We start from the raw sequence: 20922 nt of genomic DNA on the forward strand, positions 1-20922 counted from the left end.
GTTGTTATAGAAGGATTAAAGAATGAATAATAAAAATTGCAAGACATTAATGGTGTGCATTGCCAGCAAACAGAATGCTGCTAATATTCTGCCAGTTATGACTATGAAACCTGACATTGTTGTATTAGCTGTGTCTGAAGAAATGAAATCTGCGTCAGAATCGCTGGAGCAATGGTTTCAGACACATGGTTATTTTCATCGCGAGCAGGTTATTTGCAGACCGGGTTTGCCGAGTCAGGGCATTGAGAGTATCAGCGAGTACGCACTGGAGCTTTTAATCAATATCGAAGAGCAGTGGCCAGAACATAAAGTGATACTGAATACAACCGGCGGCAACAAATTGATGACGCTTGGCATTGTGGATGCTTTTCGGCAAGGTGGCGTAAACAATATCATCTATGCTGACACCCAACACAGCGTTTTGGAAGTCATTGAGCCTGCCAAGACAGCACCTGTTTCCATTCCTTCTGTCTTCAATATTGAAAGCTATCTTGCAGGTAACGACCGAATTGCCCGAAAAGCAAAGAGCGATGATCAGGCCTGGTGTGACTTGGCGATGGAGAGAAAACCCCTGACAAAGTGGCTTGGTAATAATATTGATAAGCTATTGACCGAAAAAAAGAGGGGGATTTTGCGTCAAATTAATATTGCAGCCTCTCGTGCTTTGGAAGGAGGTGAAGCCATCAAGCCTTATGAAAACCAACAGGAGCTTGGCCATGTCAATAAAGATGCAAAAACTGTTTTGAAAAAGCTGAAAGAGCACGGTGTATTGCAGTGGTCTGAAGATCATGAAACAACGATTTACTTTGATGATGAGGAATCAGCAAATTATTTAAAGGGAGGCTGGCTTGAGGAGTATGTCTGGCATATTGCCCAGGACTCTAATGCTGAATATGTTGCCAGTGGTTTGCAAATTCATAGTGAGAAGTATCGTAAAGACGACCCTAGAAATGAGCTCGATCTGGTACTGGTACATAACAACCGTGCGTTACTTGTAGAGTGTAAAACAGGTCAAATTCAGAACGAATCTGACATTATTTACAAACTCGATAGTATTGCTTCACACGCTGGCGGTTTATTCTGCGAACGATTGTTAGTGAGTGCCAGTAAGTTGGATTATGAAAACCGGGATGGGCGAAAAATTAAGGTGACATCCCGTGCAAATAGTTACTCTATTGATGTACTTCAATATCTTGAAATAAAAAAATTCCGGCAATTGATTGACCACTGGTTGCTTAATGGTGAGTTACCCAGAGACTGAAGTAGCTTATAGAATCATTGCAGAGGGGAAAATGAATCATTTTTGTTGTTTTTTACTGTACAAAATAACAGTATATGCTAACCTCCTTTGCAAGTCTTTGAATTTAAAGTACTATTTTGGCTTTGGAGGTTCCGGAACATCCCTGACTTTGAAGGGATTAAGACTTGATCTCTTTCGCTTTGCCTTTGCCGTAGGTCGGTTCCGGAACATCCCTGACTTTGAAGGGATTAAGACGTGCCACTCCATGATGTAGTGGTCAAGTAAAAACGGACACCTCATTAAGCTGCTTTTTTCAATTTTTGCTTCTCGAAGTCTACTGGACTCATATAGTCCAGATGGGAATGCAATCTGTTATTGTTGTAGAACAAAATGTAATCAATAACATGCGCCTCTACTTCTACCCGAGTATCATAAATATAATGATCCGTTCTTTCCCTTTTCAGGCTGCCAAAGAACCGCTCCATCACAGAGTTATCCCAGCAATTACCCTTGCGACTCATACTACAGACCATCCCATACTCCCTGAGTTGATTCTGATACTCCAGAGACGCGTACTGGCTGCCACGATCTGAATGGTGCATCACGCCATCTCCAGGCTTTCTGCCCCAGTAAGCCATTCTCAAAGCTTCCAGAGGCAGCTCCGTCGTCATACGGTTACTCATCGACCAACCGACGACTTTCCGCGAAAACAGATCAACGACAGCCGCCAGATAAACCCAGCCTTCACGAGTCCAGAGGTAGCTGATATCAGCTACGTATACTCTGTCCGGTGCTGAAACTGAAAACTCACGATTCAAAAGGTTTGCCGCCACTGGGCAGTTTGTGTTTGCTGTTGGTTGTCACCTTGAATTTTTTGGCCACCCGAACCCGCAGGCCAAGCCGTCGCATCAGGGTTTTGGCCTGATAATGCCCTATGCTGTAACCTTTTGAACGCAGGGCTTTCGCCATTCGACGACTTCCATAAGAGTCATCTGATTGAGCAAAAATCTCTCATTTGTTAGCTACCTTTTTCTGTGCTAACGTATGTGAGTACATAAATAATAGGAATTTGCTATGGAAACTAGAATTCAGTTCCGGGTTGATGAGGAAACAAAGCGTCTGGCACAACAGATGGCTAAGAGCCAAGGGCGCACTATTAGTGATGCCTGCCGTGAATTTACAGAGCAATTGGCTGAGCAACAGCGAAAAGCTTTGTCTCAAGATTCTTGGATTACCAAACAAGTGAATTTGGCATTTGAGAAACTAGATTCTAATAACTCCGATTTTATTGACCATGAAACAGCCAAAGATGAAATGACAAAACGCAAGGCGAAAATTCGTAAACGAGGTGGTCATTAATGATTTATTGGGAAGTTGAATCTTTAAATGATCGAGAAAAAATATTTGAATTCATTTACGAATTTAACCCTATTGCTGCTGAAAAGACTGATGAAATCATCGAAGCTAAAGTTGAGAACTTGCTAGAACAACCAAATATGGGTGTCCAGCGTGATGGAATTCGTGGGAGATTATTAATTATTCCAGAAGTATCAATGATTGTTTCTTACTATGTGGATGATTCGAATATCCACGTTATGCGTGTGCTTCATCAAAAACAGAAATTTCCAACGGACTGATTGTTTGGTATTGGCAGCTAACGCCAATTTCAGCCGCGCGCCGCCAGGCGCGTCGGGTGGAGGGCGAAGCCCGGAACGAACTGGAAATTTTTGGTACGCCCGGCATTGGCATGAACTTATGGGGTGAAAGTCCCCTGTGGGTAAACCAGCATCGGATCTTGCGCCTAATAAGCCAACCGATGATAACCACTAGCTTAAGGCAAGTGCAATCCCGCGAGGGATTGTGCGGAGGCAGTCTGACTGCAAAGGTGCGAGCCGACGGTCAGAAATCGCATACAAGGCCGAGTCTCGTGGGCGAGTAGCCAACGATCACAAAGCCCTCTGGTTTGAGAGACACGGTAAATGCGGCGGTTGTGCACTGACAGTTCATGTTCTTATCCGGAGAGGTCTGTTCAACATGCGATTGGTTATCCCCAGTTCTCAGCCACTGGTTACAACAGGCTCGGCGAGCAAGATTCATCACCCTGTTCGAGCAAACCCGATGACAACCAATAGCGCCCAAAGGAGTAATCCTGTGTGGTGATTGAACAGAAGTCAGCAGACGTCATAGTAGTTGTTCGACAGGAGTCGTCAGCGAAGGACTGAACACCGATGACAAAGAGGAGACTGATTCCCTCAGCCCAGTGCAGCCGTCCGGCGAAACACTGTGTCTGGCGACAGAATCTTTAACCAGCTTTGAACCACGATCTACTAAGTTGTGCACTGGAGCCTGCCAACTTACTGAAGGCATGGAAACAGGTCAGAAGCAACAAGGGTGCTCCCGGCATTGATGGAGTCACCATTGAGGCTTACCCTGACTTTGCTAAACAGCATTGGTCCTCAGTGCGCCAAGCCTTACTGGATGGAACATATAAGCCGTCTCCGGTGCTTCGGGCTATCATTGAGAAACCCGATGGAGGAGAAAGGTTGCTTGGAATTCCTACCGTTCAGGATAGGGTTATACAACAGGCCATAGTGCAGGTGTTAACCCCCATCTTTGATCCCGGATTTTCAAACAGCAGCTTTGGTTACAGACCGGGAAGATCTGCACATGATGCTGTGCAACAGGTTAAACGCTATATCAAACAGGGGCTGCATCAGGCGGTTGACGTTGATCTGAGTCAATTCTTTGATACCGTCAGCCATGATGTGCTCATGTCGAGAATCGCTCATAAGATTAACGACAAGCGCCTGCTAAGACTGATTGGTCGCTGCCTCCGTGCTGGCGTCATGATTGATGGGCAATGCTACCCGACACGGGTGGGTATGCCACAAGGTGGTCCACTTTCACCGCTGCTGTCGAATGTACTTCTTGATGACCTGGACAAGGAACTGGAATACCGGGGTCACTGTTTCGCAAGATATTGCGATGACTTCGTGATATTGGTTCACAGCCAACGGGCAGGGGAAAGGGTGATGGAAAGCATCACCCGGTACCTTGAGCGTCGACTGAAACTGACAATCAACCCGACCAAAAGCAAAGTGGTGAAATCCATGCATATTCTGGTCAGCTTGAACACCTATTCTGGTTCATTTGAACACCCTGGATCTCCTACGCATCACCCAGTCTGATTTTTAGTCCAAGTGTTCAAGTGTTTCCAGTTTTCCCAGCTTCTTGCGCATGGATTCCCCTTTCAGCGTAATCCTGTGGGCGTTGTGCATCAGGCGATCCAGAATGGCGTCTGCCAGAGTCTCATCACCGATGCTGCCATGCCATTGCCGGGTCGGTAGCTGGCTGGTAACCAACGTTGAACTTTGTTCGTGACGGTCATCCATCACTTCCAGTAAATCGTTGCGTTGCTGCTGGGTCAGAGGTTCCAGCCCCCAGTCATCCAGTATCAACAAATCCACCTTCGCCAGTTGCTTGAGTTGCCTGCTGTAGCTGCCATCACCATGGGCAAGGCTCAGCTCTTCCAGTAAGCGCGAGAGTCGGTAATAGCGGACACTGTAACCCTGTATTCAGGCCCGGTGTCCCAGTGCACAAGCCAGGTAACTTTTACCACTGCCACAAGGTCCGGTAATCAGCAGGTTCCTGTGCCTATTTAACCAATCCTCGCTGGACAATGTGGCTATTTGGACTTTCTTCAACCCCCGGGGATGTTCGTAGTCAATGTCGTCTACCCGCGCAGTCAGCTTAAACCTGGCCGCCCTCAGTAACCGGGCAAGACGTTTGTTATTGCGCTCGGTCTCTTCCTGTTCTGTCAGGAGGGCCAGCCGCTCCACAAAGCTCAGGCTGTCGTAGGTGCCGGGCTGCTCCAGTTGCTGAGCCAGGGCATCGGCCATGCCTGTCAGGCGCAGTGACCGCAGACGGGTCAGAGTTTGATTCATCATGATACGTCTCCGGTTACTGATAGCTGGCTGCACCACGAACATTTTCGTGGCTGTCATGAAGAGGTAGTGTCGTTTGTTTCACCTCAGGTTGAAAAGCCTGTTTGTCTTTACCTGATTGCAGGATCGCCCGGATATTCTTGAGTCGGTAACCTTTGATTTTCCGGGCATGGGCGCAAGCATTGTTTAACCGGTCAGCTCCGTAATCCCGTTTGAGGTTCAATAACCCCAGGCAAGACCGATAAGCCTGCTCCGGATGCTCACGACTGTTCAACAGATACTGAGTTATCCAGTGAACATCGGGGCCCAGCTGTTTTGCCCACTCCAGCAGTCGTTCCGGTGACCACTCCTGGTGCTTGCTATGTCGTTCAGGCATATGGGCTGATTGAGTGGTAAAACCGGTTGTGAACTTACGGGGGTGACAGGCCACAACTTCACCTTTGCAGAAGACAGTGACCGTATGTTCTGTTGCCTGAACTTCCACCTCTTTCTTGACCAGCTGATGAGGCACTGAGTAGTAATGGCCTTTACAGTGAATGTGATAGTCAATGTTCACCCTGGCTTTGCTGAACTCAGCGTACTCAAAGGCCTGTTTGGGCAAAGGTCGCAAAGCGGGTTCATCCAGTTGCTCAAAGGTACTTCGTCGTGTACCTGGCAGTTTTTGAAAGGGCTTAAGGTTGAGTTCAGTCAATAGCTCCCGTATACGACTGTTCAGTTCTGCCAGGGTAAAGAAGGTCTCATGACGAAGTCTGGCCAGTATCCAGCGTTCAACCAACTGCACACCCACTTCGGCTTTCGCCTTGTCCTTGGGCTTGTTGGGCCGAGCTGGAATGACCGCCACCTGGTAGTGGTTGGCCAGGTGTTGGTAAGCCGGGTTCAGGTCCGGTTCATAACGGCAAGCCTTACTGACACCGCTCCTGAGGTTGTCTGGTACCACGACAGCTGGAATACCACCAAAGAACTCAAAGGCCCGAACATGAGACCCCAGCCAGTCTTCGGACTTCTGGGACAGGGTGGCTTCTGCGTAGGTGTAGTTAGAGGCTCCCATCACCGCTACGAAAATCTGGGCGTTATGAGCGATCTCACCGGTCTTTGGATTAACGACAGTGACCGTAAGACCGGCGTAGTCTACAAACAATTTTTCACCCGCCTTGTGATGCTGTCGCATGGAACGTTTCTGGCAGCCCAGCCACTGGTTGTAGCGGTGACAAAACTGCGAGTAGCTGTAGGCATTGAGAGTGCTCTCCTGGCAGTACTCCTCCCAGAGTGTTTGCTTGGTCACCTCCTTGCGCTTGAGTGACTGGTGAATAACGCCCCAGTCCGGGTCGACCAGACCTTGGCGGCTCGACAGTGGGGCCTCAGGGAACAATGTTTGCACCAGGGTAGCCTCAGAGCAATCTGAGGACAGAGGTCAGCTCAGTGGCGACCGCTCAAAGGCCTGAACGTAGTTGGACACAGTGCCAACACTAACCCGCGTGCTGCGAGCTATTTGCCGGATGCTGAGGCGGTACTCAAAGCGCATCCGGAGTATTTCTTGAAGTTTTCGCATGGAAATCCTGTTATCTGGCATGGCTGCTGTCCTTTCTGTTTAGAAAGGTCAGCGGCTAAAGTTCAAGGAAATCAATGCGTAAGAGATAATCTACCGAAAGAAGAGGTTTCAGATTCTGGAGGCTTGAACACGGATTCTGGGCAGTTGAACAGCAACTCTGGAAATCTCCAAAAAGTGTTCAAGAGTTAACAGAATGGGTGTTCAAGTGCTGCCAGAATAGGTGTTCAAGAGTTAGCAGAATCAGTGTTCAAGCGATGCCAGAATATGCAATGGGCAAATACAAGAAATTGAGGGGGCGAAAGTGGCGAGCTTCCCGATGTTTGGGAAGGGTGGCCAAAAGAGCTCCGTTGTTAATGGCGCACTGGCGTATTGGCTGTGTGTCAGCGGTTGGATGAGAAGAGCCGTATGAGCTGAGAGGTTCGAGTACGGTTCTGTGAGCGCCTGAGGGGGAGGTTCCCTTGGGCGACTCGACTGGGGGTTGGAGTTACAACTGGTAGCTCCTTCTACCCGATCCTGAGGGGGAGGTTCCCTTGGGCGACTCGACTGGGGAGGGCTGGAGAAAGACCAGCCCTTACCCGATTTATGCGCCGATTGGCACAGTGATTAAACTTGAGAGGCATTGCCGAGAACTTCAGAAGCCCATTGATTAAGGCTTTTTCCTTTGGCTTCAGCAGCAGTGGCAGCAGCGGCATGAACTTCGGGTGTAACCCGTAACATAAGGTTGCCTGAGTATGGTCTTTGAACTGGACGACCTGTTTTCTCACTAATAGCTATATATTCGTTAACTGCCTCATGGAATGCAGTTTCTAGTTCATCAACGGAAGAACCATGAAAACCAACAATATCCTTTATGCCTGCCAGATGACCAACAAAGATGCGATCCTCACTGTCGTACTCGACTCTGGCTATGTAACCTCTGTATTTCATCATATTCATGGTGTGATCCCCGCTTGTTCCAGAAAGCGTCGAGCATCCTTGATACGATACCTTAACGATGCTTTATCTGGGTGTGGTCTATGGAAGTCAGCACGTACATCATTAAGTACAAAGCTGACTGAAGAACCTCCTTTGGTTGTACGTTCAGCCCCCAATGACAGAAACAACGCTTCGACCTTGCGCCACTCAATGTTGCCATTTATCGGGTCAGCAAAGATTGCCTTTAGTGTTTTTCTGCTTGCATTATTCATAATGAGAAATGATAGCTAAATGTGCAATCATTGCAAAATTTATTTTAGGCGTATAACAGTCGTTTATAAGAATCAGTTTCGCACAACATACTGTAGATTCGACATACGTACCAGTGGATAACCCCTTACCACGTGATTTTTACTGTATTTTTCCTTTTGAAGGCTCTTATCTTCTGAATCGTACTTTGTGATTTGTATATTTTTCGGTTAAGCAATCTGTATGGTTGCAGATTGCCTTATTTTCCTTAAAAACAACAAGTTAACTGTTGAGTTGATTTTCTGTATGTCCGAACTAACTTTCCAGAAGCTTCACTGCTTCCAACTTTCTTTCATTGCTGGTATGCAGATAGCGTGCTGTTGTTTCCAGGGATTCATGCCCCATGAGTTCTTTGATGGTGACAAGATCAACTCGCGCATGGGCAAGCCGCGTTCCAAAAGTGTGGCGAAGATCATGAAACCGGAAATGGGTTAGACTGGCATCTCCCCTTACCTGATCCCACGCTTTCTTGATATTGTCAAATCTGTCACCGGTTACCGGCGATGGAAAGACAAGTTCGCAGTGTTTGTTCTGAGAGAGCCAGTTCTGAAGCACCAATGATATCTCAGGATTCAGTGGGATTTGACGGGTTTGACCAGATTTTGCGTGGCTGCCTCTAACTGTAAGAAGCTGCGCGTGAAAGTCCAGGTCGGAGACTCGTAAGTCAAATATCTCTCCTAAACGTAAGCCTGTATTCAGGGCTAATATAATCATTGGCTTGATATGGTCGGTGAAATTGCTGTCATGAGGCTTTGGAGCTTCTTTGTTCCGTTCCTGACACCAGGCAATGTAAGATTCGCGCTCTTTACGCATTCTGTTTTGTCTTTCTTCCAGTGCAAGCATCAGCTGCTTTTGCTCGATGTCAGATAGATAACGAATTTTCTTGCTCTTGTCTTCTCGGACATTTTTAACCATGGGCATGGGAGATTGATCAAGCAGACCCGCCCTGACTGCTTTTGTAAGTACACCTCTGAGGCTGGTCATGATTCGGTTTGCACCTGCAGGTTTGCCTTTATAGGCCCGTTTCCAAACATCAATTTCCCAAGCTGTAATTTCATTCATCGGCTTGTCAAGAAGGCTGGCAAAATGCCTTTCTATGGAAGCGATGACTTTTTTCGCAGTTGGCTCAGGAGTGACTTCAAGGAAGCCTTTATGGAGGAAGAGTCTAAGAGAACTTTGTGACTGTTGCTTTATGGAGTTTTTCTGCTCTTGCTTTTGCTCAAGAGGATCAGTCCCAAGAGCGACAACACCGGCGAGCCTTTTTGCAGCCTCTCTGGCCTTTTCAACAGTAATGGTTCCGTACTTGCCAATGGTGGTTCGCCGGTTAGTGAACGAAATGGGGGACTTGTACTCAAAGCTGAAAAATTTGCCTGTCTTTCGTACCCTGACAGAAAACCCCTTTATCTCAGAGTCGTAGAGCACTGTTTCTGGCATTCTGGAAACACTTGTTTCGGTTAACTTCTTGATAGCCATGGACTGAGCCGATTTCTTTGCCCGATATCCGGGTCGTCAATAGGTCGGATTGGGGGAGATAGCGTCAGAAAATATAGCACAGCATGAGGTAATGAAATTTTCGTGAAGTCCATTGCTATTAAAGGGCTGTGGTTAATAGTTCGTTGCTTGGTGTTGTCAGAGATTAGCTGATGTAAGGCGGTAACATACTCTCCTAAGGGGCAGGTCGGAGGTTCGAATCCTCCAGGGAGCGCCAATAAAATCAAGGGGTTATGGGCGATAAGCCCTTAGTGTATTGGGTGAAAAGGGCTGTTTGAGAACAAAAATGAGAACAAAACGGGCGTTTAAGGGTAGGATGTCGTTCACTTTTTGGTGCTGCTTCCTTTCACTTTTGGGGCCTTCCTGATGTAGATTTTCCTGCCTTTCATAGTCTTGTGTCCTGAGTATTGTTCTTCGTGATCCGGCACCCCTTTGGCCTTCATATTTCTCCCGCCCCAGCCTCTGGGCGTATTGTTGCTGCTCTTTGTACAGATACTGGTTTATCTTTTGGCCAGAAAAAGCAAGCCAGAGTAATATCAGGCCAAGCCCGAAACACCAGATTGCGAATGGACTGGCTTGTTTTTGAGATGTTGTCATAAGAAAGATGCAATCGGATGTTCAGGATTTTGGCGAGCAAAGAATCGGGATTCTGCCTTTCAATAAACGTCCGCCGCCCAATCGTGCAACGTATTCCAGATTGGGCAGTTCACCAAGCAGTTGCGGTGGAAACAAGTCTCCGGTTTCTTCCAATTGCTGTTCACTTAGATTGCCGGTGAATTCCATAGGGCGGTTAGCGTCGGTGCAGATGCCCTGATTGCGGATAAAGCCATCATTTCCCATAGTGATGAGATCAACAGAGCCACTTTCAATCCCGATAGCCGCTTTGTGGTGACCACCGGTTTAGTGTCACTTGATAGAGGTACCGAAAACATTGCAAAAATCATTGAGCTATGGAAGGAAGAGTAACCCCACCAGGTTCAGGAAATTCTGGGCTATTCTCTGATGCACCACCAATAATGAGATTCACCTATGTCGTTCCTTTATTTTTCCAGAACAGACATTCAACACGGATTGTCTTGTTATTTTCTGGCAAACAAGAAGGGCGTGATGGGTATTTTGGTTCTTTCCCTGCTGGCTATGCTAGTTGTGCCGTTATGCTATTCCTCAACGCTTATTGACCGTTATCATCCCGATGGGCGCAAGGTTCGGATTGAGATCAATGATTGGAGAACACGTAATAACACACTGACATTGACAGGAGGCCAGCCCGCTGGCAACGCCGACTTTCCCGGTGTCGGGAGCGGAGGCTTCTTTTATTTGCCTCCTCCTCCCTGGGGAGGTGGAAGACAATCGGGATTATTCGAAATTGACCTGACTATTCTGCAACCCGTCATCAACTGGCTGATGTCCATAGGTAAGGATTCTGGTGCCGCCACGACTTGCCCGGAGGATGGTCAACCCTCTGGCAACAAACCCAACGCGGGATCAAATGACGCAACTAACCAACACCATCAACAGGAAAAAAGAGAAGCACCTGAAAATCGGGAGAACAAATCACCGGGAGAAGGTAATGGTAGCAGCGGCGATGGCAATAACAGAAAAGACGACAATGGAGAGCAGAGTAAAAATAATGCTTCGACTCAGGACCTTGAGCTACTTGCCAACCAGCTTTTAGCCATCATTGAAAGCGACGAATCCAACGCCGCTTTTAAATTCAGGGAAATGTTAGAGAAGCTGGACATGCCTCAGCGTTTGCAGGTTCTGGAAACAAAAGGCACAAACATCAGCGGCAATACCGTTACTCCTCTAGAGGCGATATTGGCACTGCCGCGTTCTTCCCATGAGCACTCAACACGCAACCGATTTATCGGGCAGCTGATAGAAGCCGCTGGCAACAAACGCCAGATGATTTTGTCTGAGATTGTTTTGGACATAATCCACAAGGTCAATCAATCTCACCAACAACCACAGATAGGGGATTTTGAAAAAGGTTGCTTTACTGAGTACTTTATTCAATTGTTCCTGCTTCATTCAAACCCGGTTGAGCGTATTCGCAATCTATTAGAAGAAATATCAGATTTAGCCATAAGGAATGAGATTATAAATAATGCACAATCATTAACACTCCCCACCTCTTTTCTGGATACCTTGAAACAATTTAACCAGCACTCATCGTTCCATGAATTAATGTGCTTATCAAATGAACTGCGCATACAAAATTATTACATCGCTGTCAATTCTTTCGACGATAATGCACTGCGTGTGGATAAAGAAGAACCTGCAGACATTATTGATGCAGAGTGCACGGTATGTCAGGAGCAGTTTGTACGATCATCAAATATGGTTATAGTAAAAACGCCCTGCAATCACCTTTATCACGCAGGTTGTTTAAATCAGTGGCTGAAAAAAAGGAAGCACGATTGTTCAATTAGAAATTGTCCTTCATGTCGGACAGAATTAAATGCCTTAACTAAAAACCTTTCCGAATTTAACGAACTATTAAGAAAATACGACGGCTGTCATTCTTTAGCTATTGCAGAAAGAGCCGTTGAGGAATGGAATAAAGCAAAAACAAGTTATGAAACCCTATACCATTTTGTCCAGTTTTGCCGACATAGCAGCCGGGCATCTGATGATTCACAGTTTGTAAAACTCTTGCGACGCATCCTTCATCCCGTGACAAAAGCCAAGATTTACCATAAAGGTGAGGCCAACTCAGCCACCTTCAGCGCCAATAACCACCGTGTGGTGACCGCCAGTGACGATGGCACTGCGAAAATCTATGTTTATCAGTCCGATGGATCATGGAAGGAAGAACTCACTGTCCGCCACGATGGTCCGGTCAAATTAGCCAGCTTCAGCGCCGATAGTCGCCGTGTGTTGACCGGCAGTGACGATGGGACAGCAAAAATCTATGTTCAGAAGGAGGATGGATCATGGCAAGAAGAAATCACTATCCGCCACGACGGGCCCATTAATTCAGCCAGCTTCAGCACCGATAGCAGCCGTGCGTTGACCGCCAGTGACGATGGGACAGCAAAAATCCATGTTCAAAAGGAGGGAGGATCATGGGAAGAAGAAGTGACCATCAACCATGATGGTCCGATCCACTTAGCCAGCTTCAGTGCTGATGGTAGCCATGTGGTAACTGCCGACAAAGATAACCTGGTAAAAATCACAGGCAAATCCGCCAATGGATCATGGCAAGTAAAACTTATCGTTCACCATGAGGGCTCTGTCAACTCAGCCATCTTTAGCCCCGATAACCGCTATGTGTTGACCGCCAGTAACGATGGCATGGCAAAAATCATTGGCCAGAAAGACGACAAGTTATGGGAAGAAGAATTTACAATGGGTCACATTAGCACCGATGGCCCGATCGCATCAGCCGCCTTCAGTCCCGATAGCCGACATGTGCTGACTGTCGGCAAGGATAACCTTGTTAAAATCATTGGCAAGTGGGCCGATGGATCATGGCTGGAAAAAGCCATCATTTCCCATAGTGATGGCATCAACACAGCCACCTTCAGTCCCGATAGCCGCCATGTGGTGACCGCCAGTTACGACAAAGAGGCAAAAATCTACGGCGAAAAGACCGATGTATTATGGGAAGAAGAAATCACTATCCATCACAATCATTGGGTCAGCTCAGCCACCTTCAGTCCCGATAGCCAACATGCAGTAACCAGCAGTTATGATGGAACGGCAAAAATCCATAGCCACAAGAATGATGGATCATGGGAAGAAGGGCGCACTATCCGTCATACGGGTTGGGTTGCTTCAGCCATCTTTAGTGCCGATGGCCGCTTTGTGATGACCTTTGGTGTTGATGGTACCGCGAAAATCAATTACCTGAAGGGCGCTATCCAATTCACTATCCGCCACCCCTTTGCAATCCCCTCAGCCGGTTTCAGTGCCGATAGCCGCTTTGTGCTGACCCAAAGTTTGTTGCCAGTATCTGATGGTCCCGCCAGCATTGTGAAGATTACTGAACTATGGAAGAATGATTGAGAAGGGCATGGTTGGTATTTTTGTTCTTTCAATGCTGGCTATGATGGTTGTGCCCTTATGCTATTCCTCAACCCTTATTGATCGTCATCATCCCGATGGTCACAGGGTTCGGATTGAAATCAATGATGGGAGAACACGCAATAGCACCCTGACATTGACGAGAGGCAAGCACGCTGGCAACGCCGATTTTCCCGATGTCGGCAACGGAGGCTTCTTTTATTCGCCTCCTCATCCCTGGGGAGGTGGAGGCGGCAGGCCATCGGGATTATTCGAAATTGACCTGACTATTCTGCAACCCGTCATCAACTGGCTGATGTCCATAGGTAAGGATTCTGTTTCGTTTGAGCAACAGACATCCCCGGCACATTTGCAAATCACCCGTGTTAATGCCGATGGCTCTGCCAGTGAAGCGGCTATACCCCTTGACTGGCTGAACTTCCTGGATAGTGAACAGCTGCCCGATGTAGATTTTTGGGACACTCTCCTCAAAGAAAAGTAAAAAAAAAGAAAAGAAAAAAGGAAAAGAAAAGGACATCCATATAAAAAAAAGAAAAAAAAAAGAAAAAGACATCCACATAAGAAAAGAAAAGGACATCCATATAAATCCAATATAAATCCATATAAAATATAAACTAATAAATACGGTTCAAAAACCGAGAGCCCAGAAGTCCATTAAGCCCTGACAGCCACTCAAAAGAGGATATTAATCGTTTATCATAACAAACAACAAGCGAATCACTCAAAAAGGGGGGGGAAGTCAGAAATAGCAGAGCTCCCCAGATGACAGGAGAAGCAAATAACAACGGGAAAATTAGGCAATCAACTTATGCAACGAAATAAACGACTACAGGTAAACAATCCCTTTACCCATTGCTGCCCCATTTCCCGAGCAAAAGTTTTCATGGCTTCCAGCCTGCCCAATGCCCGATAGAAGCGATTATTCCATCTCATGGTTTTGAGCCATTCATTTGAATCAATTTCCAATCGGGTCAGAATGGGCGGGATATCTGAAGGGATTGAACCTTTCTTATCAGATCGGACTGCACGGCCACTCCAGTCAAGCAGCTCAAGATAATCGTGAAGAATATAAGGTAATGCCTTATCCGGATTTTGCCCCCGTGATCGAAAAGGCATGAGGGTGATTGGCTGCTTTCGGGTATCAGAACCTTCCAAATTTTCTATTCGTTCCTGTATCGACGTGTAGTCTGATCCTTCTGGAGTTTCCGCCATTTCAGCACGGAGCGGATTCAGGTCAACATAGGCCATGCAGGTCAACAACGCTGCCTCATCCAACAACGCCTGACTTTTAAACCGCCCTTCCCAGAAGCGACCTTTACAGCCATCTTCCTGGTTAGCCTCACGGGCAAGATATTCGTTCAGGCAACGCATGAACCAGCTGATGTTCGTTAAACGATTTCGATACTCTTCAACAAATTCGTCCACGCGAGCCAGTTCCGAATGACTCAGCTGGTTAGCAGCAAGATACCTCTGAACCAGAAGCGGCCCTGTGAAAAGCCTTGTCCATCGACTCAAAATTTCGTCTCTTGTCCACTCTCTGGCAGGTTTTTGATTAATATGCAAAACCACATGATAGTGATTCGACATGACAGCATAGGCGCAGACTTCTATAGAAAAGATTGAAACCAGTTCTCTGAGTTTATCTACAATCCACTGCCGACGGTGCTCGTAGTTTTTGCCTGTTAAATAATCCTCTCCACACAAATACGCTCTGCGTACGCATTGAGCTATGCAGTGATAATAAGGCGTGGAACCTGGGTCGATCAAAGAACTTCGTGCACGGGTCATAACCTCTCCTGCCGGAACTAAAACTCAGCAACGGAAAAGATAGACGAACTGATTTTTTTGTCAAATACAAGGGTGTCCTATTATTTTTTTCTCCTATTATTTTTTTTCAAATATAAGGGTGTCCTATTATTTTTCCTTTTTGTCAAATATAAGGGTGTCCTATTATTTTATTTTTTTGTCAAATATAAGGGTGTCCTATTATTTTTTCGTCAAATATAAGGGTGCCCTATTATTTTTCCTTTCCTATTATTTTTCATTATTTTTATTTTCAGGGTGTCCTATTATTTTTCATTTTTATTTTCAGGGTGTCCTATTATTTTTTTTTTCAGGGTGTCCTATGATTTTTGCTGGCTGCATACCGCTGGCAGGGAGAGTCCATCCTGAACAACAGCCACTTTGTTTGGGTTGATCGGGATCAGTAGCAGAAATTATTGTGATTACAATAAGTCAGAAGCCGGTAACACCAGGCTTTCAATAGAGACGATTACAGCGGCGATGGGTAGAGGCGGTCTTCAATGATATCTCCGGTAGAGGCATTTACGACCAATCTTTTCTTATAGCGGCTTTCGTCCAGATAATAAATTTCTCGGACTGGCTGTTTTTTCCAGCGAGCCAGACGGGTTTTCAGGATCACCATGCTCTTGTGAGTATCCCTGGCCTTTGTTATGACCTGATTCAGGGACAGCAGTTTACCCTGAGGTTTCATTGTGTAGTTGTATTCGTCAATGATCATGCCAGTATAGGCATCAAGCGTCGTAGACCAGCGCTTGTGTTTCTTGTCTATAAAGTCAACGATTTGAACCAGCTGGCCATTTTGCATGTCGGTCCTTGTTTTCAGTATGGCTACAACAGAATGTTTACTTTTGACTTTGGCTATGATTTTTTCCAGCGGCATGGGCGACTGTAATTGAGCAACTTCAATGATCCTGCCTGATCGGGCATCAACCACTGCACGCTGGTTTCTGTTCATACTGTCAGTGAAGTCTATGACCCTGACCTTACGTTTGTCTTCTTCAGTCATACGTACACTCTGAATGATGACCTCACCGTACTTCTTTCGAATCTGAATGATGATCTGTTCCAATGGCCACAGGTGGTTAGCTTCCACAGGTGTTGGCGATTCGGCCCTGCCGTCAGTCACTAATAATAACGACATGATCAGTGACAGGGTCAAGGCTCGAGAGAAACAGGACAGGAATTGTCTGTACATAACACAGTACCTGCGTTTTATATTGCAGATGCGAAGCCGCAGAAGAGGTCTTATGCAAACTGGAACATAAAACCGAATTATGAATTTACATCTTTCCGACAGGCTTCCGGCTGAATGGTTTTGTTTTCAGTCAAACTCATTGAAGCCATATACTAGCTGTTAATGTAGATTTGAATGGTTGGAATGCAAGCCTGAGTCTTCTCCAATATTAACTGACCATCGCCCGATAAAGGCTGTCCAAAACTCTAACAACTCGTCCCTTCGCTCCGCGTGAGAGCGCATAAGGGCCGGGAACCGGACTTTGATAACAAAGACAGCTTATGGGAGTCCGTGTTTTGCGACAGCCTTGACAGGGCGAGCAGAGTCAATCTTGATAAGCTTTGCGGACTTCTTCGGCAATAACATGGATACCACGCTCTACCGTTTCATTATCGCGTGAGTAAGTCATCCTCAGACATTCATGCTTGTGTTGCCAGTCATCATCCATGCCCGGGAAGAAATAGTGGCCGGAGACGACCAGAACGTTACGTTTTTTCAGTCGCTCGTAAAGTTCCTGACTGCTGATGGGCAGTCCTTCAAACCAGAGCCACAGGAACATGGCACCTTCCGGTTTGTGTATTTTCCAGTTCACGCCATTGAGATACTTATGTAATAGAGAAACGGCAAATCTGACCTTGTCTTCATAGTAAGGACGAATCACATTTTTACTAAGATCTATGATGCTGTCATCACGGATCATATCCAGCACAATCAGGCTACCAAAGCTGTTGGGAGCCAGATTCATGATGGCGTTAATACCAGACAATGCTTTGATAACCTGTTCGTTGGCAATGACGATGCCGGTTCTGGCAGCGGGCAGCCCAAGCTTGGAAAGGCTAAGGCAGAGAATGGTGTTCTCATTCCATTCCGGGTTGGCATTACTGAAGATCAGATTCGGGAACGGGGTGCCGTAGGCGCCGTCAATGATCAGAGGAATGTTATGGGCTCTGGCTATTTCGTCCAGCCGACTGACTTCCGAGTCGGTCAGGACATTGCCGGTTGGGTTGGTCGGGCGGGAAGCGCAGAGTGCACCGGTCCGTTCATCGACTTTCAGGCTGCTGAAATCAACATGGTATTTGAACATGTATTTATCAATGATCCTGATTTCAGGCTTGTTAGCGATGAAGAAATTTTCACTCAGACCTGCATCACCGTAGCCAATATATTCAGGCGCCAGTGGTAACTGAATACAACGATGACTGCCATCATCATAATCACCAGCAAACATATTGAAGAGCATGAAAAATGCCGCCTGACTGCCGTTGCTCAGAGCAATGTTTTCCGGTCCCAGCTGCCAGCCAAACTGACGGTTCAGAAAGCGAGCCGTCTCATGAATAAATTCTTTTTCTCCCTGGGGGGGGTCATAGGTCCCGATCAGACGGGTGAACTCAGATTGACTATCCAGAATTTTCCGAAGTCGCTGACGAAAAGCCTCTTCCACTTCAGGAATATGGGCCGGATTGCCTCCACCCATCATGATCATATCCTGGCCGCCGGCCAGTGCATTTCCCAGGTCATCCATAAGTTGGAGAATGCCCGAATGACTGGTAAATTTCGTGCCAAATGTGGAAAGCTTCATGCTTGTCTCAGGTCAACATAAAATCGAAAGGCTTTTGCTCATTCGCAGTAAAGCCCGGAAAGGGTTATCCTGCTGAAGGCTGTATTGAGTGAAGATTGCCGTCAGGGTGCAAGACTGTCGCAAAAGTGCTTCGCTTTGCCCGCTACTTGTGCGCTAGTCCCGGTGCTTGCGGACACTCGAGTCGTTTGAATCGCAGCGCTCTTATACCAGGAAATATCCCGGCAGTTTAACTGAGATTGTGCTTTTGTGCATAAGATATTTTATGCCCCCCCCCCCCGCCCTGCTCATCGTTTGACGTGGGGTGGGGTTCCGGCGAACTGTTTGCAAGTTACTCGGGTAGAGGATCTTCTGCAATAGCATTCATTTTGATAAGAGGCTCCCTTTGGAGAGAACGTTTGCTTTTGTACCTGACGTAGCTGATAACAATGCCCGCACCAACAAGGGCAACTACGCCAGTGGTTATCAGAGCGGTTTGCCAGTCATGCATACCTGACGAGTCGAGTCTTTTCCTGTCGTCCGAAAACTCAAGACCTGCCGGAGTTGAATTGTTGTTGGTTGGCTGTATTTGTGTCACGAGGCTTTGTGAATGGGTGGGCAGGCTGCTGGCTGGTGATGAATCTGGATGCTCTCTGGTGCTGTTACCCTCAGTATTTATGTGTTTGAAAATTTTATCCTTGCTACTGTTACTGCGTTTGCCAGAAGGGGTTGGCGAAGCCGGCGGTGATGTGCCATTGAAATTTTTGTGTGAACTTGCCGTTATCGACTCTAAATCAGATTTACTTCTGAGGGATAAGCCAGAGGTCACTGGTTTCTCTGCCCGGGAGCTCAGATCGGGTGTTGTGACAGAATGCGTTGCAGACTCTCTGAAACTGCTCTCATAGCTTGTTTCTGTAGGCTTTTCTGAAAAGCGACGGCTGTCTGAAGAGGGTGTGCCAGGAAAGTGATTCCTGCGCTTGTCGAAGTCTGACAGCTCAGAGGGGGTGAGTCCTGTTGTTGGAATGGCAAACCCTCTCGGGCAGGAAGCCCTCCCGTTAGAAAATACTAAACCACCGATGATGTTAGTATGTTCAAGCTGGTAGCAGGGATCATCCTCTAATATGGTATCATACAGGTTGTTTCTGTCGCCTGAGAGTGTGACAGGCAGTGTCAGATCGCCCCGACGTTCTATGGACAATCGCTTGCCAAGAAGCCGGTTTGATTTCAACACCAGCTTTTGATAACCGGTCAAAGACAGTGCTGCCTGATAACCCTGGATAAGATTGCCCGTCATATCCACAGTCAACGGGAATTGCCATTCTACACTGCTCTGGTTCGGACCATCAATGCTGATGCCTCTTGTATTCACGTCATCTTCTGTTGTCACAAACTCACTGTTGCTAATGCTGACTTTAACGTGTTCGGGAAGAGCCAGGTTCATAGCCTTTGGCGCATTTCCGAGGATGTAATTATCTTTGAATTCCAGAGCCCGGATAAATTCTGGTTTGGGTGTGGCATCCCGGTAGGTAAGGTCAATATCCACAGCCGTTTCAACGGGATTTCCCTTGTCGTAGCAGGAATAGACCTTATTGTTCGAAAAGCCAATCAGGGTTCTGTTCCTGAAAAGCGCTGAATAGACGTTTTCCGATTCATCGGCGAGAGAAAGGCTGATAGCCGGTTTCAGGATCTGAAAGAACTCATTCCTGAAAATATTGGCCATGTAGCCATTGTCCGGGACTTCCACGGACTTCAGGTTCAACTCCCCTTTCAGCATCTCAGCGTGCACTTCGTGGCTGGGAATAGTGACAAACTCCGAATCATATTTGCAAAATTTGCCAACATCTACCTTAAAGTTGTCTAGTGCAGGTGATGTGGTCAAACCTGTGATCAGGATGCCTGCACCGTTAAAGTGAATCAGCTCAAATATGGGAGGTTTGTTCTCGTTTTTTTTGTATTTCTCATCCAACCAGCCTTCTCCGCAAGTATGTCCATGTCCGGACTCAACTTTTCTCTTCAGGGCAGTAAAATAGCCGTCTGCCAATGAACCGTCACTGCGGTCCAGTGGCACCCCGATGAGCATTTGCCCTGCTTTTAAATTGATGGTTTTTCTGACCTGAAAGTGTTCAAGCCAGTTACCGGGCAGGGCTGAAGGCAGATCGTCGTCTTTATCGGCAATGACCGGCCGTTTCGAAGCGCAGCCTTCACCAGCGGAAACCGCTTCTGACTTCATGCCGACACCCACCAGAATAAACGCGGTGTTGGTGGTCTCTTCCCATGGTTTGCCACTATTGAAATCATCAATGTCTTCGTCGAGATAGCTGCTACTGGTCGGGGTATTGATAACACATCGGTCAATGGATTGTCTGGTCCTGGCAGAAACTTGCCTGAGTGCTTTTACAGTTGCCTGTAGCATGGCTTCTGAGGTGAGCAGGTCCTCGCCTAAGGGTTTTCCTTTGCACAACTCGGAAAGTTCCAGTCTGCCTGTTGCGACAGTGGTTTGAGGTTGGCTGGCACTGTAAGTGGGGCTTGCGGTTGTTGCAGTGGTGGGGAAAGCTGGGGAAGATTCAGCAAATAAGGCCGTTATAAAAATAATAATGCAGAGAGACAGTAAGTATTTCATGGCGTCCTCATTACACAATAAGTGTCGTAAAACAAAAACGGTTAGTACAGACAATCATTCATGCCGAAAAATGGCTGCTCAATATCAAGCAGGTACTGTTGTTTTTGTTAGATAATGTTTTTATTTGCTAAGGGAGTATAGACGGTGTTATCCATTGGTAGGTTTTTTTGAGAATTAATCGAAATACTGGCGCAAAAACGTTTTCTTCAGGGGTGAGTGATTTACAGCGAAAC

Annotated in this window: 17 protein-coding genes and 2 pseudogenes; 6 read left to right on the forward strand and 13 right to left on the reverse strand. The window is 46.8% G+C overall.

Annotated elements, in window-relative coordinates; genetic code table 11:
• Window positions 1-22: 22 nt before the first annotated feature.
• Window positions 23-1261: a Card1-like endonuclease domain-containing protein gene (locus ACOMHB_RS09975; protein WP_448216493.1), complete on the forward strand. Its 1239-nt coding sequence runs from the start codon at window positions 23-25 to the stop codon at window positions 1259-1261.
• 278 nt (window positions 1262-1539) lie between these two features.
• Here the strand turns inward: ACOMHB_RS09975 and ACOMHB_RS09980 are convergent, their stop codons facing one another.
• Both ACOMHB_RS09980 and ACOMHB_RS09985 read right to left on the reverse strand, forming a co-directional pair.
• Window positions 1540-2058, reverse strand: a complete 519-nt coding sequence (locus ACOMHB_RS09980; RefSeq protein WP_448216494.1) for an IS3 family transposase — start codon at window positions 2056-2058, stop codon at window positions 1540-1542.
• On the reverse strand, window positions 2048-2248 hold the full coding sequence (locus ACOMHB_RS09985) for an IS3 family transposase (RefSeq protein WP_448218627.1): 201 nt from the start codon (window positions 2246-2248) through the stop codon (window positions 2048-2050). Before ACOMHB_RS09985 ends, ACOMHB_RS09980 begins: the two co-directional genes overlap by 11 nt.
• A gap of 66 nt (window positions 2249-2314) precedes the next feature.
• On the opposite strand from ACOMHB_RS09985, the gene ACOMHB_RS09990 reads away from it, so the two are divergent.
• From ACOMHB_RS09990 to ltrA, 3 genes are all read left to right on the forward strand, one after another.
• The gene (locus ACOMHB_RS09990) at window positions 2315-2599 is read left to right on the forward strand and encodes a type II toxin-antitoxin system RelB/DinJ family antitoxin (RefSeq protein ID WP_448216495.1); all 285 of its coding nucleotides are present in this window, start codon (window positions 2315-2317) and stop codon (window positions 2597-2599) included.
• Complete coding sequence (locus ACOMHB_RS09995) at window positions 2599-2877, forward strand: type II toxin-antitoxin system RelE/ParE family toxin (RefSeq protein WP_448216496.1); 279 nt, start codon at window positions 2599-2601, stop codon at window positions 2875-2877. The genes ACOMHB_RS09990 and ACOMHB_RS09995 overlap by 1 nt, the downstream gene beginning before the upstream one ends.
• A gap of 675 nt (window positions 2878-3552) precedes the next feature.
• Entirely contained in the window at window positions 3553-4428 is an 876-nt protein-coding gene (ltrA, locus tag ACOMHB_RS10000) for a group II intron reverse transcriptase/maturase (RefSeq protein ID WP_448216497.1), read from the forward strand.
• A 3-nt stretch (window positions 4429-4431) separates the two neighbouring features.
• On the opposite strand, the pseudogene istB reads toward ltrA, so the two are convergent.
• From istB to ACOMHB_RS10035, 7 genes and pseudogenes are all read right to left on the reverse strand, one after another.
• Window positions 4432-5190 (reverse strand): annotated as a pseudogene (istB, locus tag ACOMHB_RS10005) (IS21-like element helper ATPase IstB).
• A gap of 10 nt (window positions 5191-5200) precedes the next feature.
• A pseudogene (gene istA, locus ACOMHB_RS10010) lies at window positions 5201-6754 on the reverse strand (IS21 family transposase).
• Window positions 6755-7336: 582 nt separating this feature from the next.
• Window positions 7337-7669, reverse strand: a complete 333-nt coding sequence (locus ACOMHB_RS10015; protein WP_448216498.1) for a type II toxin-antitoxin system HicB family antitoxin — start codon at window positions 7667-7669, stop codon at window positions 7337-7339.
• Window positions 7666-7920 carry a type II toxin-antitoxin system HicA family toxin gene (locus ACOMHB_RS10020; RefSeq protein WP_448216499.1) on the reverse strand — a complete coding sequence of 85 codons (255 nt, stop codon included), beginning with the start codon at window positions 7918-7920 and terminating at the stop codon, window positions 7666-7668. Before ACOMHB_RS10020 ends, ACOMHB_RS10015 begins: the two co-directional genes overlap by 4 nt.
• A 292-nt stretch (window positions 7921-8212) precedes the next feature.
• Window positions 8213-9430, reverse strand: coding sequence for a site-specific integrase (locus ACOMHB_RS10025; protein WP_448216500.1), 1218 nt, complete (start codon window positions 9428-9430; stop codon window positions 8213-8215).
• A 249-nt stretch (window positions 9431-9679) separates the two neighbouring features.
• On the reverse strand, window positions 9680-10045 hold the full coding sequence (locus ACOMHB_RS10030; RefSeq protein WP_448216501.1) for a hypothetical protein: 366 nt from the start codon (window positions 10043-10045) through the stop codon (window positions 9680-9682).
• Between the two features lie 21 nt (window positions 10046-10066).
• The gene (locus ACOMHB_RS10035) at window positions 10067-10288 is read right to left on the reverse strand and encodes a hypothetical protein (RefSeq protein WP_448216502.1); all 222 of its coding nucleotides are present in this window, start codon (window positions 10286-10288) and stop codon (window positions 10067-10069) included.
• 189 nt (window positions 10289-10477) lie between these two features.
• Between ACOMHB_RS10035 and ACOMHB_RS10040 the strand changes: the two genes are divergently transcribed.
• Window positions 10478-13459, forward strand: a complete 2982-nt coding sequence (locus ACOMHB_RS10040; RefSeq protein ID WP_448216503.1) for an RING finger domain-containing protein — start codon at window positions 10478-10480, stop codon at window positions 13457-13459.
• Window positions 13460-13466: 7 nt separating this feature from the next.
• Window positions 13467-13958: a hypothetical protein gene (locus ACOMHB_RS10045; protein ID WP_448216504.1), complete on the forward strand. Its 492-nt coding sequence runs from the start codon at window positions 13467-13469 to the stop codon at window positions 13956-13958.
• Between the two features lie 320 nt (window positions 13959-14278).
• Here ACOMHB_RS10045 and ACOMHB_RS10050 read toward each other — a convergent pair whose 3' ends face one another.
• From ACOMHB_RS10050 to ACOMHB_RS10065, 4 genes are all read right to left on the reverse strand, one after another.
• On the reverse strand, window positions 14279-15265 hold the full coding sequence (locus tag ACOMHB_RS10050; RefSeq protein WP_448216505.1) for a transposase: 987 nt from the start codon (window positions 15263-15265) through the stop codon (window positions 14279-14281).
• A gap of 484 nt (window positions 15266-15749) precedes the next feature.
• On the reverse strand, window positions 15750-16475 hold the full coding sequence (locus ACOMHB_RS10055; protein ID WP_448216506.1) for a hypothetical protein: 726 nt from the start codon (window positions 16473-16475) through the stop codon (window positions 15750-15752).
• Between the two features lie 364 nt (window positions 16476-16839).
• Window positions 16840-18093: a valine--pyruvate transaminase gene (locus tag ACOMHB_RS10060; RefSeq protein WP_422133121.1), complete on the reverse strand. Its 1254-nt coding sequence runs from the start codon at window positions 18091-18093 to the stop codon at window positions 16840-16842.
• Between the two features lie 328 nt (window positions 18094-18421).
• Complete coding sequence (locus ACOMHB_RS10065) at window positions 18422-20689, reverse strand: hypothetical protein (protein ID WP_448216507.1); 2268 nt, start codon at window positions 20687-20689, stop codon at window positions 18422-18424.
• Between the last annotated feature and the right edge of the window lie 233 nt (window positions 20690-20922).

This window comes from Endozoicomonas sp. 2B-B (genome assembly GCF_053470045.1).